Source organism: Rhodoferax sp. GW822-FHT02D07 (assembly GCF_058802405.1).
Genome location: NZ_JBXAOD010000007.1, coordinates 100168 through 124392, shown reverse-complemented (window position 1 = coordinate 124392; position 24225 = coordinate 100168). Strand labels below are relative to the sequence as shown.

At 63.9% G+C, this 24225-nt stretch carries 22 protein-coding genes; 2 read left to right on the top strand and 20 right to left on the bottom strand.

Features of this window, described 5'->3' with window-relative positions; translation table 11 throughout:
- Window positions 1-74: 74 nt before the first annotated feature.
- Genes AC1RNN_RS15900 through fliF form a run of 6 tightly spaced genes read right to left on the bottom strand, consistent with a single transcriptional unit; the run spans window position 75 to window position 6592 of the window.
- On the bottom strand, window positions 75-1238 hold the full coding sequence (locus AC1RNN_RS15900) for a flagellar hook-length control protein FliK (protein ID WP_493090167.1): 1164 nt from the start codon (window positions 1236-1238) through the stop codon (window positions 75-77).
- Window positions 1235-1702: a flagellar export protein FliJ gene (fliJ, locus tag AC1RNN_RS15895; RefSeq protein WP_493090168.1), complete on the bottom strand. Its 468-nt coding sequence runs from the start codon at window positions 1700-1702 to the stop codon at window positions 1235-1237. The genes AC1RNN_RS15900 and fliJ overlap by 4 nt, the downstream gene beginning before the upstream one ends.
- 15 nt (window positions 1703-1717) lie before the next feature.
- Entirely contained in the window at window positions 1718-3181 is a 1464-nt protein-coding gene (gene fliI / locus AC1RNN_RS15890) for a flagellar protein export ATPase FliI (RefSeq protein ID WP_493090169.1), read from the bottom strand.
- Window positions 3168-3866, bottom strand: coding sequence for a FliH/SctL family protein (locus AC1RNN_RS15885; protein ID WP_493090170.1), 699 nt, complete (start codon window positions 3864-3866; stop codon window positions 3168-3170). The genes fliI and AC1RNN_RS15885 overlap by 14 nt, the downstream gene beginning before the upstream one ends.
- On the bottom strand, window positions 3866-4867 hold the full coding sequence (gene fliG / locus AC1RNN_RS15880) for a flagellar motor switch protein FliG (protein ID WP_493090171.1): 1002 nt from the start codon (window positions 4865-4867) through the stop codon (window positions 3866-3868). Before fliG ends, AC1RNN_RS15885 begins: the two co-directional genes overlap by 1 nt.
- Before the next feature lie 21 nt (window positions 4868-4888).
- On the bottom strand, window positions 4889-6592 hold the full coding sequence (fliF, locus tag AC1RNN_RS15875; protein WP_493090172.1) for a flagellar basal-body MS-ring/collar protein FliF: 1704 nt from the start codon (window positions 6590-6592) through the stop codon (window positions 4889-4891).
- Between the two features lie 174 nt (window positions 6593-6766).
- Here fliF and fliE point away from each other — a divergent pair, with 174 nt between their 5' ends.
- Together fliE and AC1RNN_RS15865 are read left to right on the top strand one after the other, a co-directional pair.
- A complete protein-coding gene (gene fliE / locus AC1RNN_RS15870) occupies window positions 6767-7084 on the top strand; it encodes a flagellar hook-basal body complex protein FliE (RefSeq protein ID WP_493090173.1) in 318 nt (105 codons plus the stop codon).
- A gap of 134 nt (window positions 7085-7218) precedes the next feature.
- Window positions 7219-8034 carry a class I SAM-dependent methyltransferase gene (locus tag AC1RNN_RS15865; RefSeq protein ID WP_493090174.1) on the top strand — a complete coding sequence of 272 codons (816 nt, stop codon included), beginning with the start codon at window positions 7219-7221 and terminating at the stop codon, window positions 8032-8034.
- Here the strand turns inward: AC1RNN_RS15865 and AC1RNN_RS15860 are convergent.
- The 14 genes from AC1RNN_RS15860 to AC1RNN_RS15795 form a co-directional block, all read right to left on the bottom strand.
- Entirely contained in the window at window positions 8031-8990 is a 960-nt protein-coding gene (locus AC1RNN_RS15860) for a glycosyltransferase family 2 protein (protein ID WP_493090175.1), read from the bottom strand. The genes AC1RNN_RS15865 and AC1RNN_RS15860 overlap by 4 nt on opposite strands.
- Window positions 8991-9002: 12 nt before the next feature.
- Window positions 9003-9977, bottom strand: a complete 975-nt coding sequence (locus tag AC1RNN_RS15855) for a glycosyltransferase family 2 protein (RefSeq protein WP_493090176.1) — start codon at window positions 9975-9977, stop codon at window positions 9003-9005.
- A 9-nt stretch (window positions 9978-9986) separates the two neighbouring features.
- Complete coding sequence (locus AC1RNN_RS15850) at window positions 9987-10754, bottom strand: cephalosporin hydroxylase family protein (protein ID WP_493090177.1); 768 nt, start codon at window positions 10752-10754, stop codon at window positions 9987-9989.
- A 45-nt stretch (window positions 10755-10799) separates the two neighbouring features.
- Window positions 10800-11459 (bottom strand): FkbM family methyltransferase, encoded by a 660-nt coding sequence (locus AC1RNN_RS15845; RefSeq protein ID WP_493090178.1) that lies wholly within the window; start codon window positions 11457-11459, stop codon window positions 10800-10802.
- A gap of 23 nt (window positions 11460-11482) precedes the next feature.
- Entirely contained in the window at window positions 11483-12322 is an 840-nt protein-coding gene (locus AC1RNN_RS15840) for an NAD-dependent epimerase/dehydratase family protein (protein WP_493090179.1), read from the bottom strand.
- Window positions 12319-13542 carry a class I SAM-dependent methyltransferase gene (locus AC1RNN_RS15835; RefSeq protein ID WP_493090180.1) on the bottom strand — a complete coding sequence of 408 codons (1224 nt, stop codon included), beginning with the start codon at window positions 13540-13542 and terminating at the stop codon, window positions 12319-12321. Before AC1RNN_RS15835 ends, AC1RNN_RS15840 begins: the two co-directional genes overlap by 4 nt.
- Window positions 13539-14099 (bottom strand): dTDP-4-dehydrorhamnose 3,5-epimerase family protein, encoded by a 561-nt coding sequence (locus tag AC1RNN_RS15830; RefSeq protein WP_493090181.1) that lies wholly within the window; start codon window positions 14097-14099, stop codon window positions 13539-13541. The genes AC1RNN_RS15835 and AC1RNN_RS15830 overlap by 4 nt, the downstream gene beginning before the upstream one ends.
- Entirely contained in the window at window positions 14096-15169 is a 1074-nt protein-coding gene (gene rfbG, locus AC1RNN_RS15825) for a CDP-glucose 4,6-dehydratase (RefSeq protein WP_493090183.1), read from the bottom strand. Before rfbG ends, AC1RNN_RS15830 begins: the two co-directional genes overlap by 4 nt.
- Window positions 15166-15939: a glucose-1-phosphate cytidylyltransferase gene (rfbF, locus tag AC1RNN_RS15820; protein ID WP_493090185.1), complete on the bottom strand. Its 774-nt coding sequence runs from the start codon at window positions 15937-15939 to the stop codon at window positions 15166-15168. The genes rfbG and rfbF overlap by 4 nt, the downstream gene beginning before the upstream one ends.
- Window positions 15940-15963: 24 nt before the next feature.
- Window positions 15964-16830 carry an O-fucosyltransferase family protein gene (locus AC1RNN_RS15815; protein ID WP_493090187.1) on the bottom strand — a complete coding sequence of 289 codons (867 nt, stop codon included), beginning with the start codon at window positions 16828-16830 and terminating at the stop codon, window positions 15964-15966.
- A 25-nt stretch (window positions 16831-16855) separates the two neighbouring features.
- Window positions 16856-18007, bottom strand: coding sequence for a glycosyltransferase (locus tag AC1RNN_RS15810; RefSeq protein ID WP_493090189.1), 1152 nt, complete (start codon window positions 18005-18007; stop codon window positions 16856-16858).
- Between the two features lie 309 nt (window positions 18008-18316).
- Window positions 18317-19660, bottom strand: coding sequence for an HlyD family type I secretion periplasmic adaptor subunit (locus tag AC1RNN_RS15805; RefSeq protein WP_493090190.1), 1344 nt, complete (start codon window positions 19658-19660; stop codon window positions 18317-18319).
- Window positions 19657-21801, bottom strand: coding sequence for a peptidase domain-containing ABC transporter (locus tag AC1RNN_RS15800; RefSeq protein ID WP_493090191.1), 2145 nt, complete (start codon window positions 21799-21801; stop codon window positions 19657-19659). Before AC1RNN_RS15800 ends, AC1RNN_RS15805 begins: the two co-directional genes overlap by 4 nt.
- 85 nt (window positions 21802-21886) lie before the next feature.
- Window positions 21887-24124: an SPM autocatalytic domain-containing protein gene (locus AC1RNN_RS15795; RefSeq protein ID WP_493137462.1), complete on the bottom strand. Its 2238-nt coding sequence runs from the start codon at window positions 24122-24124 to the stop codon at window positions 21887-21889.
- Between the last annotated feature and the right edge of the window lie 101 nt (window positions 24125-24225).

Here is a 24225-nt window from a genome sequence, read left to right as displayed (position 1 = left end):
CGGGACAAAACCCTGTCTAAGCACCAATAAGGCAGGGAATTCACGCTTGGTCCCCATTATTGACAGAAAGCGCCTCAGACAAACAAATCCAGCGCCCGCCCCTGCGAAACCCTGGGATTTGCCACTACATCTGTCGACAGCGGCGCCAGCGCGGTCACCTGGGCCTGACGCGCGCCGTCCTGGCGCGGGCGGCGCCCCTGGCCGGAGGCGTCGCCGCCGTCCGAGGTGCCCACCGACATGCCGGTCAGCATCACGCCCTGGCGCTCCAGCGAGTCGCGCAGCTGCTGGGAAGCACTCTCGATGGCGTGGCGCGCCTGCAGCTCGTCGGTACGGAAGGCGACCTGCGCCTCGTTGCCCTGCATGCTGATGCTGACCTGCACCGGACTGAAGCCCATGCCATCCATAGTCAGCTCGGCATTCTGCACATCCTGCGAGACCCAGTAGGTCACCTGCTCAGCCACATAGGACTCCAGCGGCGCGGCCGATTGGCTGGCCACCACGCCATCCATGCCCATGGGGGCGGAGCTGGCCAGGGACTGGGTTTGGAAATAGGTCGGATCGGCCGCTACCGGCTTGGCGCCCAGAGGCTCCGCCACGCGGCGCTCGCCCTGGGCCGTGGAGGCCAGAGCCGCCACTGCTTCCTTGGCGACGCTGCTGGCGGTCTGCGCCGGCTCGGGCGTGCGTACTGCCTGCAGTTCCTGCAGCTTTTTGGCGATCTCTTCGTGCAGCTGCGATGCGGCTTGGGGCGTCGTCTGGGTTGCTGCGGAGGCGTCCACGCCCTTTTGCAGCTCCGCCGTGGCCAGCGGCTGGCCAGCCTTGTGGGCAGATCCTGCGGCCGGGGCCGTGCGCTTGGCCTGGCCGGCCTCGGGTTCCAGCGCGGCCCAGGCTGCGCGCTGGGCGCCTGGTGCCTTGGCAGCGGTGTTCGTGGCCACACCCTCGGTGGGCTGGGTAGCGTCAGTGTTGGCCGCCGGCGCCACGCCCAGCAACCAGCCGGCCAGGGTGCTGGCATCGGCGTCGCGTTGCTGGGCTGTGTCGCTTTCCTGCGGTGTGGTATCGGTCAGCACAGCGCCGTCTACCGGCTGGGCCAACGCATCGTCGGCGGCCGAGAGCAGGGCCAGAAAGCCTTGGGCGCCGCTGGCGGCGGCATCATTCGCGCCGTTCTTGGCCTTGCTGCTGTTCGCGCCCTGCTGGGCCTTGGCCGGTGCCGGGTTGGCGGCGGGTGCGGTTTCGATTGTCATCGTGCGTCCTCCATACGGGCCAGGGCCCGGTTGCGGGCGTGCATCAAAGCCGCCATTTCATCCATACGGGCCTGCTCGCGGCGCTGCTCGGCGCTGGCACGTGCCTGCAAGCGCTTGTCCAACACCTGCCTGAGCCCCGCCACGCGCATCTCGGCCTGGGCCAGCGCCTGGCGACACTGCAATGCTTGACGCTCCAAATTGGCCATCACGCCGTCCTGCATGCCAATGGCGTGCTGCAGGCGTTCAACAAACTGGTAGTGGTGGCGTATCAGCTCCGCAGAAAGCTGGGCGGTGTGGCCCTGAATCCAACGCGCATCGGTGTCCTTAGCATAGCTTTGCAACTGCAGCAACTGCTGCTGGCCCTGCTGGATCTGCTGGAGCGCCTGGGCCACAGCCTGGGCGCGCGCATCGCGCTGGCGCTCGGCCAGGTCGATGGCAAGTTGCAGGCCGTGGAAGGGGTGCATGGCTGTGTGCTCCTATCAGGCCTGGTAGGCAGCAGCCTGCTGCAGGGAGGTGCTGATGGCCATGCCCTGCACAGCCTCGTCCATGCTCGATCCCTGCAACATGTCCTGCTGCAGGAACTGGTGCATGGGTGGGTGCAGCGCAATCGCTTCGTCCAGCATGGGGTCCGAGCCCGGCGCGTAAGCGCCGATCTGAACCAGGTCGCGGCCTTTTTCATAGCGCGAGTAGAGGCCCCGGAAGCGGCGCGCCAGCTCGAAGTGTTCGCGCGGGACCACGTTGTGCATGACGCGGGAGGCGGACTGCTCCACATCGATGGCGGGGTAATGGCCAGCCTCGGCCAGGCGGCGCGAGAGCACGATGTGACCATCCAGGATGGCGCGCGCCGCATCGGCAATCGGGTCCTGCTGGTCGTCGCCCTCGGTCAGCACGGTATAGAAGGCAGTGATGGAACCCACGCCATGCAGGCCATTGCCGCTGCGCTCCACCAGTTGAGGCAGTTTGGCAAAGCAGGACGGCGGATAGCCCTTGGTAGCAGGCGGCTCGCCAATGGCCAGCGCGATCTCGCGCTGCGCCATGGCATAGCGCGTGAGCGAATCCATGAGCAGCAGCACATGCCGGCCCTGGTCGCGAAAGTACTCGGCCACGGCCGTGGCGTAGGCAGCGCCCTGCATGCGCAAGAGCGGCGGTGCGTCGGCCGGCGCGGCCACCACGACGGAGCGCGCGCGGCCCTCCTCACCCAGGATGTCTTCGATGAATTCCTTGACTTCACGGCCACGCTCGCCGATCAGGCCCACCACGATCACATCGGCCTGGGTGTAGCGCGCCATCATGCCCAGCAGCACGCTCTTGCCCACGCCCGACCCAGCAAACAGGCCCAAGCGCTGGCCGCGCCCCACCGTCAGCAGGGCGTTGATGGAGCGCACGCCGGTGTCCAGCGGTTCGCGCACGGGCGCGCGATCCATGGCGTTGATGGGTTTGCGGTCCATGGGGCGCGCCACCACGTCCTGCAGCGGGCCGCCACGGTCCATGGGGTTGCCCTGGGAGTCGACCACACGGCCCAGCAGGCCATCACCCAAAGGCAGGCGCAGCAGGCCCGGAGCCGTGGCATCGGCCGGCGGCGCGGGCTCGCCCAAGCGCGGCACCGGCACATACGCAGCCGCCACGGCCACACCGGCACCACTGGAGAGTCCGTAAACATCGCCGGCCGGCATCAGATAAGCACGGTCACCCGCAAAACCGACCACCTCGGCCAGCACCGGCTCGCGCGCCTTCATGCTGACCACACATTGCGAGCCCACTGGCATACGGATGCCACTGGCCTCCAACACCAGGCCGGTCAGGCGCGTGAGCGTGCCGCGTACCTCCAGCGGCAGCTCATGGGCAGCGCGCGCGCGCGCGCCATCCAGAAAGGCCTGCCACTGCGGCGCACCGCTCAGCAGGCTGCTGACTCCGCTGGGTACATCGGTCTCAGGCGTCGTCATCGTCGCCCTCCCAGGGCCGCTCAAGGCCTAGGCTGGCCAGCGCACGCAGCCAGCGTTTTTCCACAGTGCCGTCGACCACAGTGCCGGCCGCCTCGACCAGGCAACCGCCACGCGCCAGACTGGCGTCGGGCAGCAGGGTCAGTGAAAGGCTGGGATATTCCTGGCGCAATACCTCGTCGAGCACATCCAGGTCCAGCGGGTGCAGACGCACCACAGCGGCCTTGTTGTCCACAGCCAGCAGGCCCAATGCCTCGCGTACCACGGGCAAGGCCGCGTTGGGGTTGCTGGAGAGCTCATGGCGCAGCACCTGGCGCGCCAGCTCACAGGCAAGCTCCAGCACGCCCTGGGCCATCACGCCCTCGGATGCAGCGAGCTGCGCATTCGCGTGTTCAAACAGCGCGGCAAACTGGGCCGCCGTCTGCTTGCCCTCATTGGCGATGTAGTCGTTGATCTGGCGTTGGCCTTCCAGCGTGGCCTGGGCATGGCCCTGGGCATAGCCGGCGGCATAGCCTTCCGCGTAGCCCGACTGGCGCAGCTCCTTGTCACGCACCAGGGCTTCGGCATCGGCCTGGGCCTTGATCTTGGCGGCAAAGCGCACCGAGGCCTGGTCGACCGCGCCGAAATCCCATTCGGTAACGGTGGCGACTTCTTCGCCGGGGATGAAGCGAGCTTGGTTGCGGCTCATCAGACCATGGCGTCGTCGCCACCTCCACCGCCAATGACAATCTGCCCTTCGTCCGCCAAGCGGCGTACCGTCTTGAGGATCTCCTTCTGCTGGGCCTCGACCTCGGACAGGCGCATGGGGCCGCGCGACTCCAGATCTTCCTTGAGCGTGGCTGCGGCGCGCGAGGACATATTGGCCAGGATCTTCTCCTTGAGCTCGGGCTGGGCGCCCTTGAGCGCGACGATGAGCACATCTGAGGACACTTCCTTGAGCACCATCTGGATGGCCTTGTCGTCGAGCTTGATGACGTCGTCGAAAACGAACATCTTGTCCATGATCTTTTGCGCCAAATCTGCATCGTGGCTGCGGATGGACTCGATCACCGTACCTTCGATGGCCGTGCCCATGAGGTTGATCATTTCGGCCGCCGTCTTGATACCGCCCAGCGAGGACTTGCGGATCTTGTCGCCGCCCGCCAGTACCTTAAATAGCACCTCGTTGAGGTCCTTGAGCGCAGTGGGCTGGATGCCTTCCATGGTGGCAATGCGCAGCATGACTTCGTTGCGCTGGCGCTCGGTCAGGTACTTGAGCACATCGGCCGCCTGGTCGTAGTCCAGGTGCACCAGGATGGCCGCGACGATCTGCGGGTGTTCGTTCCGTAGCAGCTCGGCCACGCTCAGTGGGTCCATCCACTTCAGGCTCTCGATGCCGGAAACGTCGCCACCTTGCAGGATGCGGTCGATCAGCAGGGCAGCCTTGTCGTCTCCCAGTGCGAGCTTGAGCACCGAGCGCACATAGTCACCCGAGTTGGAGACCAGCAGACTCTGTGAGGCCGCCACGCCGGTGAATTTTTCCACCACCTCGTCGACGCGTTCGCGCGTGAGCTGGGTGGTGCGCGCAATCGCCTCACCCAGGCGCTGCACCTCCTTGGGCGACAGGTGTTTGAACACCTCCGATGCCTCTGCTTCGCCCAGAGACATCATGAGGATTGCCGCGTCTTGGAGTCCGTCTTCGTTTGCCATGGTCTTATTGTGCGCCGCCCCTTAGGCTGGCGCCTCGCCGTTCATCCAGGCCTTGACGATGTTCGCCACGGCTGCGGGGTTGTCCCGCGTGAGCTTGCGCGCATCTTCCAGGCGCTGCTCGGCTGGCGAGGCCAGGCCGTTATTGGCGTCCAGACCCGGGCCGCCAAGCTGTGGTCGGTCTGGCTGCTCGGACTCCAGTGCATCGAGGCCGCCCGCGCGCATCAGGTCGTCGCTGGGCTCGCCGCCGCTACCCGCAGCGGCCGGTGCCAGCGACTTCATGGCCGGGCGAATCAGACCCACCACCACCAGCGCGGCCAGCCCCAGCGTGCCCAGCGGCCAGGCTAGGCTGCGCGCCAGGTCCACCACCTCGGGCTGGCGCCAGATCGGCACATCGTTGGCTTCCACCGTCACCGGGGCGAAAGGCGCGTTGACCACGTTGACCGAGTCACCACGGTCCTGGTTGAAGCCCACGGATTCACGCACCAGCGCCGTCATCTTCTCCAGTTGGGCATCGCTCAGCGGTGTGCTGGTGGCCTTACCCTTGTCATCCGTGATGGTCTGGTTGTTGAGCACCACCGCCGCATTGATGCGCTTGATCACACCACTGGCGCCCTTGATGACTCGTATGGTCTTGTCCACCTCGTAATTGATGATGGATTCTTTCTTGGAAGAGGCATTGCTGCCGCCTCCTGCACCGCTTTGGCCGGCAGCCGCCAGGGCCTGGGCCTGGCCGTTGATGGGCGCGCCGGGCTGGGCAGGCGGCTGGTTGGTGGTGGCACCCGGAATACCGGATGGCGGGCTGGGTGTGGCGCCATTGCTGCTCTCGACCAGTTGCTGGCTGCGCACGGCGCCGCTGTCAGGCGTCTGGTTGGGCTTGTGGGATTCAATGGTGGACTCGGTCTGCGAGAAGTCCAACTCGGCCGTGACCTGGGCCTTGACGTTCTGCTTGCCCACCAGCGGCTCCAGAATATCGAGAATGCGGCGGCTATAGAGCTGTTCTATTTGCTGCACGTACTGCAGTTGCTCGGCGTCGGCGCCCTTGCCACCCGCATCGGGCATTTCGGAGAGCAGCTTGCCGGAGTCGTCGAGCACGCTGACCGCGCTGGGGCTCATCTCGGGGACGCTGGAAGCCACCAGATGCACAATGCCGGCCAACTGGGTGCGGTCCAGCTGGCGACCTGCGTGCAGGCTCAACAGCACGGAAGCGGAAGGCTTTTGCTGTTCGCGGAAGAAACCGTTCTGGTTGGGCAGCGCCAGGTGCACACGGGCGCTGGACACGGAAGACAGGGCCTGGATGGAGCGAGTCAGCTCACCCTCCAGGCCCCGCTGGAACGTCAAGCGCTCCTGGAATTGGGTCATGCCGAAGCGGTTCGCTTCCATCATCTCAAAGCCGCTCACCGAACCCTTGGGCAGGCCCAGGGAGGCTAGCTTGAGCCGCACGTCGTGCACGCGATCGGCCGGCACCAGGATGGAGCCGCCGCCTTCGGTGTACTTGTAGGGCACGTTCATGGTGGTGAGCTGGGAGATCACCGCGCCGCCATCCTTGTCTGCCAGATTGGAATACAGCACGCGCCACTCGGCTTGCCGCCCCATGACGAGGCCGACGATGCCGATCGCCACAAACAGCAGCACCCCCACGGCCAGGCGCAGGCGCTGGCGCTGGTCCATCGCGGCAAGGCGCTGCCCGATGGTGGGGTTGACGGGGACGGTGGCTACAGCTTGCATATCCATGGGGTTCGGTACGAGGGCGGGGTTCGCCTCAGAGCTTGGAGTCGATTATTCGACCCACCCCCGAAAACATTAGGACAAAAAGCACGGGCTTTACCCGGCAATTCAAAAAAATACGTCCCTGGCCCCGGTCTTAGGATTGCCCCCACCCCAAGACTTGGAAGCTGTGCCATGGACCTCAAACTCACTCCCGTCACCATGCCCACCACGGTGCGCCCCAGCACCGGGGTGCGTTCGCCCGCTTCCACGTCCTCGGATGGGGTGGGCGGAGGCTTCTCCACGGCCCTCAAGGGCGCGCTGCAATCGGTCAGCGCAGCGCAGAATCAGGCGACCCAACTGCAGAAGGAAGTGCAGATGGAAAACCCCAAGGTGAGTCTGGAAGAAACCATGGTGGCCATCCAGAAGGCGCAGATCGGCTTCCAGGCCACGCTGCATGTACGCAACCGCATGGTACAAGCCTATACCGACATCATGAACATGCAAGTGTGAGGGGCACCGCCCTCACCATTTTCAAAAAAATAGCGATATAGCCCTCATGGAATTTGCGCAAACAGCTATCTTTTTCATAGCAAACCAGCGCCACAAAACCGATGGTATCCGCGCCACCTTCCGAGAAACCGCCCATGTCCGAAACCCTGATTCAGAACTTCCTGGCAACCAGCTTTGACCACGAAGGCCGCCCCCTCCAGGTGGAGATGAGCGAGGCCGAACACCAGGCGCTGTTTGCCCGCATCCAGGCACAGTGGACCAGCTATGGCGAGAGCGAGCCCTATGCCTCGGTACTCTCCAATCCCCAGTTCCACAAGGACAAGATCGACGAGAACATGCATCTGCTCGAATCCTCGGGGCAGGAAGTGGTGCGGCGCCTGCAAGTGCTGGCCGCGCGCAACCAGGTGGCGCTGCCCACCGGGGTCTGTCTGGAATTGGGTTGTGGCGTGGGCCGCATCACCAAGCCCCTGTCCGCACATTTCGCACGCGTGGTGGGTGCCGACATTTCTCCCGGCAACCTGGCCCAGTGCCAGCAACGCCTGGCGCAGGCCAACATCCAGAACGTCCAGACCCTGCTGCTGCAGTCCCCCGAACAAATTAGCACCATCGGCCCGATCGATGCGTTTGTCTCGGTCATCGTGCTGCAGCACAACCCGCCGCCCGTGCAGCACTATCTGCTGGACCAGATTCTTGGCTTGCTACAGCCCGGTGGCGTGGCCTTCTTCCAGACCGCCACCTTCAACCCCGGCTATGGCTACCAGGTCGCATACCACCTGGGACTGGAAAAGGAGCAGTTTGAAGGCTGGAGCCTGCATTGCCTGCCCCAGAAACACATCCTGCGCCTGCTGGACCGCCACGGGCTGGACCTCATCGAGGTGGTGGAAGACGGCCAGACCGGAGGCCTGCACCAGCGCTTCCACTCCCACACCTTCTTTGCGGTGAAGCGCTAAGTCTTTTCGAAGTACGCGCGCAAGCCCTGCTCCACGTCCTTGCTGGAGCGCTCCATGTCGGCCAGGAATTTCTCCACCACGGGGCCGATGTGCACCAGCGCGCCGCTGGCCTGGTCAGGCGCGCACCACTTCACGTAGTACGCGCCCATCAGAGCTGACTTGTAGAGCCCACGGCACTGCACCGGCAGGCGCGCGCAGGCCATGTCGGCCACCTCACTGAGGTACTGGAACTGCATGTTCATGATGCGCACCAGCGCAGCCACATCCTCGTCGGACACGCCCATGTGCTTGTCCAGGTAACCCGCCGTGCTGGCGCCCGAGATGCGCTGGTAGAACAGCGCATCGGGCACATAGATCACGTCGCCGTAGGTAGACACCTCGGCAATGAACATGACATCCACCGCCGGGCATTTGTAGCGGAAATCCACGCGGCGCACGGTGGCAGCCGGCATCAGCCCGTGGATGGCCACGTTGCTGGAGGTCATGAGGATGATGCTGAAGGGGTTGTAGGGGGTGTACGGCCCCTGCAGACCGGGCGTCTTGCCCGAATACTCGCCCAGCACCTGGTCTTCCTTGTCCAAGGCTGCGCCGCGCCCGCAGATGATGGACGCATCGGGGTGGGCGCTGTGCGCGCGTAGCAGGTGCTCTACATAGCGCGGGTCCACCCAGTCATGGCCGCCCGTGTGGATGAAGAAGTCGTAATCCAGCTGCTTGAGCTTGGCCCACATGAAGAAGAAGTGGTCCAGCGCTGCGCAGTGCTCGGGTGGCGACCAGAGCTGGATATTGGGGTGACGCGCCATGTACTGCGCGATGATCTCGCGCGAACCATCGGTGGAGTGGTTGTCAGAGATGATCAGGTCCACTTCAGTGTGGGTTTGCGCCATCACCGTTTCAATGGTGCGCGCCAGGAATCTGGCTTCATTGAAGGTGGGCATCCAGAAAGCGACTTTGGGCATGGTGTGGTGCGATCAGGAAGCCGGGCCGGAGCCCTCGTGTTTGGATTTCAGCATGGCCTTGAAGGCTGCGCCCAGATTCACTTGCGCATGGATCAGCGGGTGGACATCTGGCTGGGCGGCAAAAGCGCTGAGCGTCGACTGGAAGGTATCGAAGTGGTGGTTGTAGCGCAGCAGATACAGCGAAAAGGCACTGCTGCGCATCAGCTCGCGCGCATGCGGCGGGTAGCCGGTGGCGGCCTGGTCGATGATGTCCGAGAGCCAGCCCAGCTGCACATACATGTCCTGCGCGGCGGCCGCATCGCCCGAGCGGTCGGTGAAATGCTTTTGCAGGTAGTTGGCCGTCACCGGTGAGCGGCGCAGATAGATTTGCGCGCCGTCAATGGGCGTGATGCTGCCGTGCAGCGCCGCCTCGGCCACGTACAGGTGATCACCCCCCACACAGGGGTAGCGAAATGCAGACTTCTTCCGCACCGACTGGCGCCACAGCCCGAAGATGGGGGTGTTGTACATCAGCGTGAGCAAGGTGAACAACGCATCGAAACTGGTGTTCATGAAACCCGACTCATGGCAAGTCGGCCAGCGGCGCGTCGGGTTGTCCTGCTCGTCGAGCTCAAAGGAGGCGCGCTGGTAGGCAATGGCACACGACGGGTTGGTCTCTAGATAGCGGGCCGCCGTGGACAGCACATTGTGCGAAACCAGGTCATGGCCGCCCAGCATCATGCTGGCGAAGTAGTCACCCTCATTGACCCTGTCGGCCAGAAAGCACATATTGCCGTGCGAGTTGAGCTTGTGCTCGGGCCGCAGCACCCGCACGCGGGGGTCGCGCGCCTCGTACTCTCGCAGTATGGCCAGCGAGCCATCGGTCGAATGGTTTTCGGAGACCAGCACCTCGAAATCCGGATAGTCCTGCACCAGCAGGCTGTCCAGCGTCTTGGCGATATAGGCCTCTTCGTTATGGACCGGGATGAATACTGCGATCTTGCCCATGCTGCCGGTTCAACGTCGCTTGAGGTAACCGTCGGGGGCCACGGTGATCTGCAGTTTGTCCGGGATGGACTTGTCGATCTCGAACTCGGAATTCGTCTTGAGGAATTCCCAGACCGCCGTCTTGGGGTTGTTGCCCGGGCCCCAGGGGCGATCGGGGTAGACCTCCTTGGGCATGTCTTCGATCAGCGTATCAAACACCACGCAGTAGCTGCCCTTGGAGGTCAGCGAGGCGTAGGCATGCAGCTCCGCCAGCGCATGGTCGTGGGTGTGGTTGCTGTCCAGGCACACCAGCACGCGCTTGTAGCCGGCCGCGACCTCGTGCACCTGCTTGATGATGTCGGCATCAATGCTGGAGCCCTGGATCATCTGGATGCGCGAGGCCATGGGATGCGCCTCAATGGCCTTGCGGTTATGCTCTCGGATGTCGATGTCGACACCCAGCACCTTGCGCTTGGATTTGGCAGGGTCCAGCGTCACGCCCTGCTCGATGGCGTCGCACATGTCGAGCTGGGCCAACATGGAGGCGCTGAAGATCAGGGAGCCGCCGTGGGCAATACCGGTCTCGATGATGAGATCGGGCTTGACCGTCCAGATCAGCTCCTGCATGGCCACGATGTCTTGCGGGTACTGGATGATGGGACGCCCCAGCCAGGCAAAGTTGTAGGAGTACTTGGGCTCCACCGAGGCCTGCAGAAAGGCATGACCCTTGTCGCAAAAGGACTTGTCGGCCGCAATCGCGGCGATACGGTCGGCAACTTCTTGTTGAAAATCACTCATGGGAACTCCTCGTCAGTGTCAGGGGGAAGTAAAAGTGTGGTCGCCTTAGTGCAGACCGAGAATGGACTTGCGTACGAATAGCGCGTCCGCGTGGTGGTGCTCGTTGAAGTTCAGGTTGTTCAGGGTGAAGCCCTGGGCCTCCAGGAAGGCGCAATACGTCTGCATGGTCTCACCTCCCTCATACAGGTCGCCACGGATGAACTCCATTGAAATATAGCGAATGCTGCGCAGCGTGCGCACCGCACCCAGCAGCACCTTGTACTCGGCGCCCTGCACGTCCATGTAGAGCGTATCCATCTGGCTGGTCACCGCGGCATGGCCGTTACTGGCCAGAAATGCCATCACATCGTCCACCGTGGAGGAGACCAGCTCGACGTCCTGCTCGAACTTAACGTAGTCGAATTCCTTGAGATGGCCGGTGGGCTTGAGGATGCTGCTGCTCATGCCGCCGTTGGAAGCCACATGGAATTTGTGCGTCTCGCCCGCCACATCAGTGCACAGCGTGTTGATGGCCACAAAGTTCGGGATCTGCTTGCAGATATTGCCAATGTGGGCAAAGGGCTCGGGCAGCGGCTCGATCAGGATACCGGCCTTGACGCCGTTGTTGAGGAACATGTCCAGTTCCTGGCCGTAGCTGGCGCCCACCTGCAGAATGCCTTTGGGGCCTTCCAGATTCACCGATTTCAGCAATTCAAAGAGGTTCATGCTTGGTTCTCGTCAAAGGTGGCTTACAGAACACCGACCACGCACGGCGGGTCCACCAGATTGGCCGCGCGCGCGCCGAACTTCAGCAAATCACGCCGGCCAAATTCATCGCCAATGCGCTCGGCCAGCGCGCGTATCGTCATGCCCTGGCCCGAGCACACATTCACGGGGCCTTGCATGCTGCCCAGCGCGCAATCGGCAATGCGCCGCCCAGCCTCGACCACATCAAGGTAGTCGCGAATCTGCTCGCCCGTGGTCAGCTCGGCGGCCTGGCCTGCGCTGAGGCGGCTGCGCAGATAGGGCACAAAGCGGCGCGCATCCTCGCCTTCACCAAACAGGTAAAACAGGCGGCACCAGGCGAACTCCAGCTTTTCCTGCGGCAGCACCTGCGAGAGGGCCAGAAAGGCTGCGGCCTTGGCGCCCGCGTAGGGCGTGAGCGGCTTGAGCGGTGTGTCGATCGACAGATGACCGGGCGCCAGGTCGTATTCAAAGCAAGTGCCCACACCGACAAAGCGGCGCACACCGGCACGCGCTGCGCCTTTGGCCAACTGCAGCGTGCCCAGCAGGCAGTCCAGATTCTTGGGGGACTGCAGGTACAGCCCTGGCTCGGCGTACCAGGCCGCGTGCACCACCGTATCCACACCTGCGCAGGCCCGGGCCCACCAGTCGGCGTTTTCTGCAAACAGGTCTGGCGTCAGGCACACCGACTCATTCGGCCCCAGCGGCCCCAGCGGCTCCAGTCGCGCCTCGCTGCCCGTGCGCACCACCAGACGCAGGCCCACGCCCTGAGCGGCCAGCGCGCGGCGCACCTGCCGCCCCACAAAGCCGGTAGCACCCGTGAGCAGCACCAGGCGCTGGCTCATGCAATCTCCAGCTGCGGCACGGCCGTCACAAAGCGCGTGCCCAACGCCGCCAATGCGGCATTCTGGGTGCGCACCTCGGCGGCAATGTTCCAGGGCAGGATCAGCACATAGTCTGGGCGGCGCTCGGCCAGCGCGGCGGGCGGCAAGATGGGGATATGGCTACCGGGCATGTACTTGCCCTGTTTGGCCGCGGCGGCGTCGCAGACAAAGGGCAGCAGGTCGGGCTTGACGCCGGCGTAGTTGAGCAGGGTGTTGCCCTTGGCAGCCGCGCCATAGGCGGCCACGCTTTTGCCAAGGCGCTTTTGTTCGAGCAGGAAGCTCAGCAACCCGTTCTTGACTTCATCGGCACGTGCCTGGAAGTTCAGATAGGTAGCCAGCGACAACAGGCCCTGGCGCTCTTCCTCGGCCAGCATCTTGGCCACGGTGGCGGTATTGGCGCGTGCGTCCGCCGCATGGCAGCCGAACACGCGCAGGCTGCCGCCATGCGTGGGCAAGGTCTCCGCATGCCAGACGCGCAGACCGGCGGTCGCAAAGATGCGATGCACGGCGGTCAGCGACAGGTAGGAGAAATGCTCGTGGTAGACCGTGTCGAACTGGGTGTGCTGCAGCAGTTGCAGCAAGTGCGGAAACTCCAGCGTGATGGTGCCCTGCGGCTTGAGCGCGGCGGCCAGGCCGCGCGTGAAGTCGTTGATATCGGGCACATGGGCGTAGACGTTGTTGCCCGCAATCAGGTCTGCCTGCCGGCCCTGGGCTGCCAGTTGCTTACCCAAGGCTTCGCCAAAGAATTCGCGCAGCACCGGTATGCCCAGCGCCTCGGCCGCCTCGGCCGTGCTGTCCGTCGGCTCAATGCCCAGGCAGGGGATGCCGGCGGCCACAAAGTTCTTGAGCAGGTAGCCGTCATTGGACGCCACCTCAATCACCAAGCTGCTCTTGCCCAACGCAAAGCGTTCGGTCATGTCGGCCGCGTAGTGCGCCGCATGGGCCAGCCAGCCGGTGGAGGTGCTGGAGAAGTAGGCGTACTCAGGGCTGAACAGGGCGTCGGCCTCGGTGTAGTCCTCGGTCTGTACCAGCCAGCAGCTGTCGCAAACCTTGATCTTGAGCGGGTAGTAGGTCTCGGGCCGCACCAGGTCGGCCGGCTTGAGGTAGGCATTGGACGGAGGCGCGTAGCCCAGGTCCAAAAACGTGTGTTGCAGCGGCGCACCGCAGTGACGGCATTTCATAGCGTCAAACCTTTCCATGGCGCTTGAAGCAGGGGGTGTTGGGTATCGCGCGCTGAGCGCTGCGTAATCGGCAGGGGCCAGGCAATGGCCAGGGCAGGATCGTCGGCGCGCAGGCCGGCCTCAAACGTGGGCGCATAGGGCGTGCTGTGCAGGTAGATGAGCTCGCAGTCATCGGTGAGCGTCTGAAAGCCGTGAGCAAAGCCCTTGGGGATCAGCAGCGAGCGGTGGTTCTCAGCCGACAGCTCCTCGGCATGCCATTGTAAAAAGGTGGGAGAGCCGGCGCGCAGGTCCACCGCCACATCCCAGACGGCACCGCGCACGCAGGTCACCAGTTTGATTTCGGCATGCGGCGGATGCTGGAAGTGCATGCCACGCACCGTGCCCTGTTGCGCCGTGGCCGTATGGTTGGCCTGGGCGACGGGGCCGTCCCAGCCAGCTGCGGCGAGCTCTTCCGCGCAGAACAGGCGCGTGAGAAAACCGCGTGCATCGCCCAGCAACTGGCGGTCCAAGCGTACTAGACCCGCCAGCGCAGTGGGCGTGATGCTGAAGTGGCTCATGCGGCTGCCTCAAAGGCTTCAATGTCGGCCGCACACAGCGCAGCGGCATCCTGACCGTCTTGCTGCTGGCGGTACCAGTGCACGGTGCGGCGTACCGATTCGGCCAGCGACCAGCGCGGCGCCACGCCCAGCAGGGTGCGCGCCTTGGCAATCTCCAGTGCCAGCCAACCAGCTTCGTGCGGGCCTTCGCTGCCGTCGCCCCAAACCACGTTGCCGCGTCCGTAGGCGGCCTGGGCCAGTTCCACCACGCTGCGCACGGTGGCGGCTTCATGGGTATGGGGGCCGAAGTTATAGCCACCGGCTAGCGCCGGATTGGCATGGAGCTGCTCGGCCAGGCGCAGATAGCCGTTGAGGGGTTCGAGCACATGCTGCCAGGGCCGCACGGATTGCGGGCGGCGGATCTGCAGGCTGCTGCCCGCCTGCCAGGCACGTATGGCGTCGGGAATGAGCCGGTCTTCGGACCAGTCCCCTCCACCAATGACATTGCCCGCCCGTGCCGAGGCCACGGCCACGCCTTGGGCCTTCAAGAAGGAGTCCCGATAGCTGGCGATGACGATTTCCGAGGCCGCCTTGCTCGCGCTATAGGGGTCGTGACCGCCCAGCGCATCAGTCTCGCGGTAAGGCAGCGCGTGCTCCAGGTTTTCGTAGACCTTGTCGGTAGTGATGACCACCACGGCGCGCACCGAGGGCAACTGGCGTACCGCCTCCAGGGTGTTGGCCGTACCCATGACATTGCTGGCAAAGGTGGCCAGCGGGTCGCGGTAGCTGGCGCGCACCAGGGCCTGGGCAGCGAGGTGGAAGACTATCTCGGCGCGGCTCTCGCGCACGCGTTCGGCCAGGGCCTGCGCATCCCGGATATCGCAGAAATGGCTGTCGCACACGCGCTCAACCTGGGCCAAGCCAAACAGGCTTGGCGTGGTGCTGGGTGGCAGCGCCAGACCCACGACCTGGGCCCCCAGGCGCCGCAGCCACAAGGCCAGCCAGGCGCCCTTGAACCCCGTGTGACCGGTCAACAGGACGCGCTTGCCCCGCCAGAAGGCGGGGCTGGGGTTAACCCATGCTGCACTCATTGCCAGGTTTTCCAGGGCGCCTTGCCCGTGGCCCAGAGTTCTTCGAGCAGGTTCTTCTCGCGCAGCGTGTCCATGGGCTGCCAGAAGCCGTTGTGCTCATAGGCCATCATCTCACCGCGCTGGGCGAGCTGCTCCAGCGGCGTGGCTTCCCAGCTGGTGCTGTCGCCCTCGATGAACTGCAGCACCTTGGGCGAGAGCACAAAGAAGCCGCCATTGATGAGACCGCCCTCGCCACGCGGCTTTTCGGTGAAGCCGGTGACCTGGTCACCATCGCGGTTGAGTGCACCGTAGCGGCCCGGGGGCTGCACGGCGGTGACCGTGGCGAGCTTGCCGTGCTGGCGGTGAAAGGCGATAGCCGCGCCTATGTTCACATCACTGACGCCGTCGCCATAGGTGAAGCAGAAGGCCTCTTCGTTCTCGATATAGCTGGCCACGCGCTTGAGGCGCCCGCCGGTCAGCGTGTCCTCGCCCGTGTCCACCAGCGTGACGCGCCAAGGTTCGGCATGGCGCTGGTGCACCTCCATGCGGTTGTCGGCCATGTCAAAGGTGACGTCCGACATGTGCAGGAAGTAATTGGCGAAGTATTCCTTGATGACATAGCCCTTGTAGCCGCAGCAAATCACGAACTCGTTGACGCCGTGGGCGGAGTACATCTTCATGATGTGCCAGAGGATGGGTTTGCCCCCGATCAGCACCATGGGTTTGGGCTTGAGATGGGTTTCCTCGGAAATCCGGCTTCCGAGTCCACCGGCGAGCAGTACGGCTTTCATGGTGTCTCCTTGTTTCCGATCTTTTCAAGCAGCGGCTGCCGCAGCAACGCGGCGCACGTTCTGCAGCAGCAGTGCGGTATTGCGGAAGGTGCTGTTGGAGGTGCTCACGATCTGCGAGTACGAGAGCAGCAGCAGGTCAATGATGGCGTCCTCCACGCTGAGCGCGCTGCGATTCACATTGCAGGCATAGACGCGGCCGCTGTGATCGGCCGTGGGCGTGTTCCAGCCGCCATCGACCAGCTTTTCCACATAGGCGCGCTTGGGGTACATCACCACATTGGGCAGGGCACCAAAGCGCGCCTCCACATCCTTGTCGTCGGAGCAGACAAAGAAGCGCTTGTGCGGCACATCGCGCACCAGCTGGTAGAGGTTCACATCGTCCGACGCATTGGCACCAAAGTCGGTCTTGCGGATATGGATGCCAAAAAACTCGGTAAGCTGCTGCTGCGCCATGAAGTCCTGCACCTGGGCCAACAAGGCAGGTTGAAATTGCAGGGCCTGTACCTCGGGGTACACCGCAGTGGGCTCCAGAAAGGGCGGGATCAGCGGGGTGTGAAAGTGCACATCCTTGTCGCTGGAGTGCAGGTAGCTCAAGGCGCTATCCAGACTGGGCATCTGCAGCGGCGACTGGAATGGGAAGCCCATGCCCAGATGGTCCTCAATGGTGAAGAACTGAAATTGGTCCTTCTCGGGAGCGTAAGAAGAAAGCTCACGCTCGATCACGGTCGCGGGGGTAGCGATGAGCTCCTCGTAGGAGGCGCCACACCAGTTGTTGCGCGGCCAGACCACGATGGGCGCCAGACCCGCCGCCTTGGCCAGGGCCAGGCCGGCAATCAGGCCGTTGAAGCGGTTGCCAAAACCGCCGTCGCAATAGATATGGATGGAACGCATGGAGTCGGGGCCTCGCCGATCTGGGTTAGGGCATGAGCGCCAGCAGCTGCGCCACGGGCGCCTGCCAGTCATGGATGGTGGGGGGCGGCACAGGCGCGGCGCGGCCGGACTTCTGACCCGTCTGCACCAGCAGCTCGACCAGATGGTCCACATCAGGCTCGCAGTAACCCGAGACCTCTCGCTGCTGCACCACGGCATTGCGGTACAGGGTGGAACGAATGGTGCGCGCACCTTCGCCGCGTGCGAAGTCGTCGGTGGCACCGCCTTCAGTGACGATAACCGGGGTCTGGCAGGCCAGGGCTTCGTAGACCGGCAGGTTGAAGCCTTCGGCCCGGTAGGGCGAGACATAGCAGTCGCAGACGTTGTAGATGCTATTCATCTGCGCCATGGTCAGATTCGCGGGAATCAGGGTGATGGCGCCCAGCACATCGGCCGAGAGCAGACCGGCCGCGGCCAGCGTGGTCTGCACGAAGTTCTCGCCCGAGATGCCATAGGTGTTGCGCTGGTCCTTGAACACCAGGCGCAGGTCCTTGCGCTGCTGGCGTGCCAACGCAAAACCCTTGAGCAGCACGTCGATGCCCTTGTTCCAGATCGCCGCGCCAATATTGAGCAGCAGCACCTCGTCCGCACCAAAGCCCAGGGCACTGCGCTGCGCCGTGTTGACCTCGGCCGGCAGCGGCTGGAAGTAGCTGGCGCTGGCCGCATGGGGCACCACCTGCACGGTCTCAGGCTGGAAGCCGAAGTCAATGATGCGGTCGCGTGACCAGTGGCTGGGGGTGACGATGATGCTGCCCTGGGCCTCGAAACTCTTCACATCGCTCCCGGGCGCAAAGTACTTGGCATCCAGACCGCACTCGGTCACGGCAAACACGGCCAGGCGCCGGCCGTACTGGGGCGCGCGCAGGTCCACGGGGGAAAAGATGCGGTACTGCCAATCGGCCAGGCCCTGCCCTTCCCAGGCCGGGACGGCCGAGAGGCTAGCCTCGTCGGCGGCGCTGAAGCCGGCACCGTTGATGGCACGGCTCCAATGCGGGTAGTGGAAGGGCGCGTCCACATGGCGCAGCGCTGTATCCTGCCGCCGGATCAGTTCCAGCAGCTGGAATTGGTTGACCAAGGCAAACGAATGGTTGATGCCGCGCCAACCTTCTACCACCAGCGTTTTTCGGGATGCGTCCATGTGCAAACGATTAGTAGCCAAATAGGGTTCCAGCCCGCGTCGAATGTGCGCAAGCAGCTATGTAATGTATAGCAGCCAGCACCCTGCCCGAGGCGGCCACGGTCTGCGGACGCTCCGGCCCCCAAACCAAAACGCCTGCATTCTCACGCTTTATACCGCGCGGCTTGACCGGGAACTTGCCAGTTGACTGCATGCGGCCATCCTAATGGGACCGCCCACACCCCACGGCGAGATATGCCGGGTAAATGGAATGCTATTTCCTCGAACGGAGGGCTGGCCATGGCAAGCACAACCCACCAGAGGGAAGACTCAGGGCTCCCGGGCGGCTTCGCCCAGACCCTTGGTCAGCGGCCAGGCCAGGTACGACAGGACCGAGCGTTTGCCCACGATGACTTCGGCCGACAGGGTCATGCCAGGCATGAGGCGTGCGCTTTCCACCATGTTCTTGAGCGCCACGCCGTCCAGGGTCATGCGCGAGAGGTAGTAGACCTCGCCATTGCCCTTGGAGGAGTTGTCGCGGCGGAAGGCGTCTTCGCTGATGGTGCGAATTTTGGCATTCATGGTGCCGTGGCGCTGGAAGGGGAAGGCGTCGAGCTTGAGCCGGGCCTCGGCACCGGATTTGACATAACCAATATCGGCGGAGTCGATCTGCACCTCGGCCTCCAGTTGAGCGTTGATGGGTACCAGCGTGAAAAAGGTCTCGGCCTCGCGCACGATGGAGCCCGGCGAGAATTTGGCGATGTCGAGCACCACGGCGTCCAGCGGCGCGGTCAGCGTGACCAGGCGGTGGCGCTTGTCGGCCTTCTGGATCTGCTCGCGCACCGCGTCGCGCTCGCGCGTGACGCTGAGCAGGTCTTCCATGGCCTTCTGGCGCCAGCCCTTCTCGAACGCCACACTCTCGGCCTCGGCAGCGGCGAGTTCGCGCACGATTTCCTGCTCGCGGTTGGTCACCGCCTCCAGATCGCGCTCGACTTCCTTGCTCTTGATCTGCGCTTCCATGAGCTGCAGCGGTGCGCCAAACTTCTGCGCCACCATCTTTTCCTGCATGGTTTCGATGTTCTTGAGCGAGGCCAGGCGCGCAGCAGCCAGCTTCTGGTCGCGCCGGTTGGCGGCCAGCGCAGCGCGCAGCCGGCCCACGGACTCTGCAATGCGCTGCTGCTGGGCCCGGTAGTTGGCGCGGCGTTCGTTGACCAGGTTGGCCTGCAGCACGTCGTCTTCGCTGCTGCCGGTCTTGGGCCTGGCGGCGACTTTGCCGGCCAGCTCTTCCTCCAGGCCCTTGGCCTGGGTTTCCAGGCTGTCCAGTCGCAAGCGCAACACGTTTTCATCCGCCTGGATGAAGGTAGCGTCCAGTGTGGCGAGGGAATCGCCCTTTTTGACGAGCTGGCCGATGCGTACGTCGATACTTTGCACGATGGAGGTTTCCAGCGGTTGCACCACCACGTTCGGCATGGGGTTCACCAGGCTGCCCCGCGCCACAACCACCTGGTCAAGCTCGGAGATGGCCGCCCAGGCGCCAAAGCTGAATACGGCCAGCAGCAGCACGCGCAGCGTGACCTGCGCCCAGCGCGGTACCGGGCTGCGCTCGAGCTCGTCGGCATCGGGCAGGTACTCGATGACCGTTTTGCCACGGGAGGATGTGAACCACTTGCTCATAGGTGGCTGGTCTGCTGGTTCCAGAGATGCTGGTAAGGCTCGCAGCGGGTCAACAGCTCCTGATGGCGTCCGCTGTCCATGAGCTTGCCCTGCTGCATGACCAGGATGGCGTGCGCATTGACCAGGGTGGACAGGCGGTGCGAAATCATGATGACCGTCCGCCCCACGGCGATGCGGGACAGGTTGTTGATGAAGATGGCCTCGCTCTCAGGGTCCAGCGCGCTGGCAGCTTCATCCAGGATCAGGATGCGTGGCTTGGTCAGCAGCGTGCGCGCGATCGAGAGCCGTTGCTTCTGGCCACCGGAGAGGTTGGTGGCGTTTTCTTCCAGCATGGTGTTGTAGCCCTGGGGCATGCGCTCGATGAATTCGGCCGCACCTGCAGCGTCAGCCGCCGCCACGATCTCTTCAAACGGCGCCTCGGGCCGGGCCGCGGCAATGTTCTCGCGGATGGTACCTCGGAACAGGAAATTCTCCTGCAACACCACACCAATCTGGCGCCGCATGTGGGCCAGCTCAATCTCGCGCGCATCCACGCGGTCAAACCGCACGATGCCTTCCTGCACGCTGTACAGACCCTGGATCAGCTTGGTTAGCGTGGTCTTGCCCGAGCCGCTGCGGCCCACGATGCCGACCACGGTGCCGGCCTGGATGGTGAGGCTGGCGCGGTCCAGCGCGGTCACGCTGGAGCCGGGGTAGCGGAAGGTGACGTTGTCAAACGAGATCTCACCCACCAGCTCGGGCCGCAGCCCGCCGGCACCGGCACGGCCTTCGGAGGGCCGGTTCATCACCTCGCCCAGCATGCGCACCGACAGCGCCACTTCCTGGTATTCATTGACCAGGGACACAATGGCCAGCAGCGGCGAGATCACGCGCCCGGAAATCATCTGGAAACCAATCAGCGCGCCCACCGTGAGGGTCTGATCAAACACCAGCTGGGTGCCCATGACGATGATGACCACGGGCAGCAGCTTGCCCAGAAAGTCGGTGATGGCATTGCCGGTGATGGCGACCTTGCCCACGCGGAAATGCATGTTGATGGCCTGGGCCGAGCGCTGGTCCCACTGGCGGCGCTGCGCGGGCTCGATAGCCAGCGCTTTAATGGTGCGCATGCCGTGGATGGTTTCCACCAGCATGGACTGGCGTGAGCCCTCGGCAATATTCAGGTCGTTGAGGCGGCGCTGGAAGATGGGCACCATGATCATGACCACACCCGCAATCATCAGCGTGAACACCAGAGTCACCAGCGCCAGCGGCACCGAGTAGGCGAACAGGATGGGCAGAAAGATGATCAGCGAGGTCGCATCCAGCGCGGTAAAGAACATGCGCCCGGTGAGGAAGGCGCGGATGCGCTCGACCTGTTGCATGTAGCGCGTCACCACACCGGCCGTGGTGGTCTCGAAATAGTCAATCGGCAGCGAGAGCAGATGGGCGAAGGTGCGCCGGGTCAGGCGCATGTCGATCTTGTTGGAGGCCGAGATGGTAAGAATCTGGCGCAAAAAACCCAGCAGGGAGTCAAACGCCAGCGCCATCACCACCCCCACGCCCAACACCCACAGCGTGGAGATGCTCTGGTGCACCAGCACCTTGTCGATGACCAGCTGGAAGAACATGGGCGAGGCCAGCGACAGAAAGTGCATGGCCATGGCGGCGATGGCAATGTCGCGGAAGGCCGACTTCTGCTGCAGGATTTCAGGCAGGAACCAGCGGAACCCGAAAGGCTGTGCGGTCTCGGTGTTGGCGAAGATCCGCTTCATGAAGAAGACTTCGCCGCCCCACTGTGCCGTGAACTGCTCGCGCCCGACCAGCAACACCGCGGTGGGATTGTCGGCCAGGGGGTTGAGGATGGCGACCTGGCCGCCCTCGTTGGGGGAAGCGGCCATGACGATGACGCAGTTGCCATCCTTCATGCGCGCAATGATGGGAAACACGCCGCCCTGGGCCTGCAGCGCATCCCAGCTCAGCGTGTCGACACGGGCCTTGAGGCCGATATCGGCCGCAATGCGCAGCACCGTGGCCTTGGTGGGCTCTTCCGCGCCCAAAGCGTAGTCCTCAATCAAGCGCTCAGGGTTGATTGGCAGGCGGTGATGCTGCGCAATAGCGGCTAGGCACTGGATGGTGGTATGCGGAAAACGATCGGCCATGGTTGAAGTAAGTCCCACTGGGGGAGCAACTATTTCAACATGGCATCAACGATGTAAACCCACCAATTGGGGGCGAAAAAACGGGCTATTTCGGCTCGGCACTGGCGAGCACACCGCCACTGCCGGGCGGGGCACCGGAGTGGAACTTGGGTGCAGAAGGACTGGCCACGCCGAGCCCGGGCATGGCGACCCGTTGGCCATGGGCATCGAACTGCTGCATAGCGTCGGCCATGCTGCTCACGACCAAAGCAACCGGGCCGGACGCGCCTGCCCTGCCCTCTGTGTTGGCTGCGGTTGGTGCAGCGGGCGTCATGCCCGCGTCGACAAAAGAGCCCAGCGCCTGGGCCATATTGCTGACTTGGGCACGCAATGCACTTGTATTGCCCAGCACTAGCGGCTGTGGCTCGCTGACAGGGGCTACCGCCAACACGGCTGGCTGCGCTGTGGGTTGTATCGGCGCAGGGGCTGCCGCAGGCGGCGGAGTCGGGGCGACGATGGCGGGGTTGAGCGCCGCAATTGCACTGTCCACCGATCCTGTGACGCGCGCCGTGGGCTGCGTCATGGCAGGTGCAGCCGTCTGCGTGACCGTCTGCGCTGCGGACAGGCGGTCCGTCAGGAACCAGACGTCAGCCGCGTCATGGGTGGCACCGTCGGTGGTTTCGTAGCTGGAGTTCAGGCCCAGGATGTTGCCGTTGTCGGTGGCCGTACCCGCCGTCGTGGCGAGGTTGATTTTGGCAATACCCAACGAGGTCAAGGTGTGCAGCTCGCTCTCGTCGCTGACGCCGTCAGAGTTGCCGTCTATCCAGATGCGCAGATCGCCATAGGCGGTGTCGTCCTGGCTGATGACGCCGTCGTGGTTGCTATCGAGTTCGCGCAGCGCGGCGTAGCCGTCGCTGGCCTTCTGCCCGTTGGAGAGCACGGTGGACGAGCCGAATAGTTCAGAGCCGTCGTTGATCTTGCCATCGTGGTTACGGTCCAACACCAACAGACCATCGGTGGCGCTGACCCAGCCGGTGCGCACCGGCGAGCCGTTGGCAAACAGGTCGAAGCGCACACCGGCGTCGATACCCTGGGTGCGCACACCGTTGCCGTCCAGGTCCAGGATGATGGGCGTGCCCGTGGTCAGGTACTGGTAGGCGGTGGTGGTGAAGGCCGGAATCTGCTCGCTGGTCAACGCCTCCACCTGGGTGGTGGTCATGACCATGGTTTGCTGCGAACTGATGACGGCGATCTGGGATGTCAGCAGCACCGCCACGTCCTGCGTCTCCATGGCCTGAATCTGCTCGGTGTTGAGCAGCGTGATGGCACGCGTGGTCAGGGCCTGAATCTGGGCGGTGGAGAGGATGACGATGTCGTCGGTGGAGAGTGAAACGATCTGGGCCGTGGTCAGCGCAGCAATCTGGGCCGTGCTCAAGCCCGGGATGTAGAGCGGCATGGGCGGCAGTGCCGCCTGCTGCGCTGTGGTCAGTGCGTTGTACTGCGCCGTAGTCAGCGCCAGCACCTGGCCGGTCGTGAACACGCTAAGTTCCTGCGTGGTCATGGCACGCACCTGGGTTGTGGTCAGCGCCTGGATGTCCTGGGTCTCGATGGCACGCACCTGCTCGGTGGTCAGCGCGCGTATCGCATTGGTGGTGATGGCGGAAATCTGACCCGTGGTCAGCGCCACGATCTGGTCGGTAGTTAGTGCATTCACCTCGCGCGTGGTCAGGGCGCGGACCTGGTTGGTGCTCAGCGCCTCGATGTCCTGGGTTTCGATGGCGCGCACCTGGCCGGTTGTCAGGGCCTGCAGGGAGTTGGTCGAAATGGCCGAGATCTGGTCCGTCGTCAGCGCCACGATCTGGTCCGTGGTCAACGCGACCACCTGGCTTTGCGTCAGCGTGGCCACATCCCGGGTTTCGATGGCAACAACCTGGTCGGTCGTCAGCGCGGCCACATCAGCCGTCACCAGATTGGGCACCTGATAGGTGGTGAGCGCGACGATTTGGTCGGTGGTGAGTGCGGCGAAATCGATCGTTTCGAGCGCGGCCAATTGCGAGGTCAGCAGCGCGGCGATGCCATCCGTCGTAAAGGACTGAACTTCTTCGGTGTTGAGCGCCACGATCTGTGAAGTCGTGATCTGCTGCACCTGGGCGGTGGTGAGCCCTGGAATCGTCGCCGTGTTAAGCGGATAGACGGGAGGGTAGACGACAACCGGCGGGGCCGGAGGATCCGCTGCACGTTCCTTGAGCCCGAACAGATTGGTCAGCCAATTGCCAAATTCGGCAAAACGGTCGGAAAGGGTCTCAGCGAATCTTCCTATGGACGGTGATACCAGCAATAGCAATAGATACCACATAGTTCATGGACCCGGTCATGGCACATCAGCCCCTGGATAGGGAATGGGCAGGACGTTGAGCAGCCTTTGCATCACGTAACCCAGCGGCC

What these genes read in the sequence shown, in the direction of transcription:
- fliI (WP_493090169.1), bottom strand. Translation starts at nt 3,181, where the DNA reads ATGACGACGCCTGAGACCGATGTACCCAGCGGAGTCAGCAGCCTGCTG.
- AC1RNN_RS15810 (WP_493090189.1), bottom strand. Translation starts at nt 18,007, where the DNA reads ATGGACGCATCCCGAAAAACGCTGGTGGTAGAAGGTTGGCGCGGCATC.
- fliE (WP_493090173.1), top strand. Translation starts at nt 6,767, where the DNA reads ATGGACCTCAAACTCACTCCCGTCACCATGCCCACCACGGTGCGCCCC.
- AC1RNN_RS15860 (WP_493090175.1), bottom strand. Translation starts at nt 8,990, where the DNA reads ATGCCCAAAGTCGCTTTCTGGATGCCCACCTTCAATGAAGCCAGATTC.
- AC1RNN_RS15850 (WP_493090177.1), bottom strand. Translation starts at nt 10,754, where the DNA reads ATGAGTGATTTTCAACAAGAAGTTGCCGACCGTATCGCCGCGATTGCG.
- AC1RNN_RS15855 (WP_493090176.1), bottom strand. Translation starts at nt 9,977, where the DNA reads ATGGGCAAGATCGCAGTATTCATCCCGGTCCATAACGAAGAGGCCTAT.
- AC1RNN_RS15830 (WP_493090181.1), bottom strand. Translation starts at nt 14,099, where the DNA reads ATGAGCCACTTCAGCATCACGCCCACTGCGCTGGCGGGTCTAGTACGC.
- rfbG (WP_493090183.1), bottom strand. Translation starts at nt 15,169, where the DNA reads ATGAGTGCAGCATGGGTTAACCCCAGCCCCGCCTTCTGGCGGGGCAAG.
- fliG (WP_493090171.1), bottom strand. Translation starts at nt 4,867, where the DNA reads ATGGCAAACGAAGACGGACTCCAAGACGCGGCAATCCTCATGATGTCT.
- AC1RNN_RS15835 (WP_493090180.1), bottom strand. Translation starts at nt 13,542, where the DNA reads ATGAAATGCCGTCACTGCGGTGCGCCGCTGCAACACACGTTTTTGGAC.
- fliF (WP_493090172.1), bottom strand. Translation starts at nt 6,592, where the DNA reads ATGCAAGCTGTAGCCACCGTCCCCGTCAACCCCACCATCGGGCAGCGC.
- AC1RNN_RS15800 (WP_493090191.1), bottom strand. Translation starts at nt 21,801, where the DNA reads ATGGCCGATCGTTTTCCGCATACCACCATCCAGTGCCTAGCCGCTATT.
- AC1RNN_RS15900 (WP_493090167.1), bottom strand. Translation starts at nt 1,238, where the DNA reads ATGACAATCGAAACCGCACCCGCCGCCAACCCGGCACCGGCCAAGGCC.
- AC1RNN_RS15840 (WP_493090179.1), bottom strand. Translation starts at nt 12,322, where the DNA reads ATGAGCCAGCGCCTGGTGCTGCTCACGGGTGCTACCGGCTTTGTGGGG.
- AC1RNN_RS15885 (WP_493090170.1), bottom strand. Translation starts at nt 3,866, where the DNA reads ATGAGCCGCAACCAAGCTCGCTTCATCCCCGGCGAAGAAGTCGCCACC.
- AC1RNN_RS15845 (WP_493090178.1), bottom strand. Translation starts at nt 11,459, where the DNA reads ATGAACCTCTTTGAATTGCTGAAATCGGTGAATCTGGAAGGCCCCAAA.
- AC1RNN_RS15865 (WP_493090174.1), top strand. Translation starts at nt 7,219, where the DNA reads ATGTCCGAAACCCTGATTCAGAACTTCCTGGCAACCAGCTTTGACCAC.
- AC1RNN_RS15815 (WP_493090187.1), bottom strand. Translation starts at nt 16,830, where the DNA reads ATGCGTTCCATCCATATCTATTGCGACGGCGGTTTTGGCAACCGCTTC.
- fliJ (WP_493090168.1), bottom strand. Translation starts at nt 1,702, where the DNA reads ATGCACCCCTTCCACGGCCTGCAACTTGCCATCGACCTGGCCGAGCGC.
- AC1RNN_RS15805 (WP_493090190.1), bottom strand. Translation starts at nt 19,660, where the DNA reads ATGAGCAAGTGGTTCACATCCTCCCGTGGCAAAACGGTCATCGAGTAC.
- rfbF (WP_493090185.1), bottom strand. Translation starts at nt 15,939, where the DNA reads ATGAAAGCCGTACTGCTCGCCGGTGGACTCGGAAGCCGGATTTCCGAG.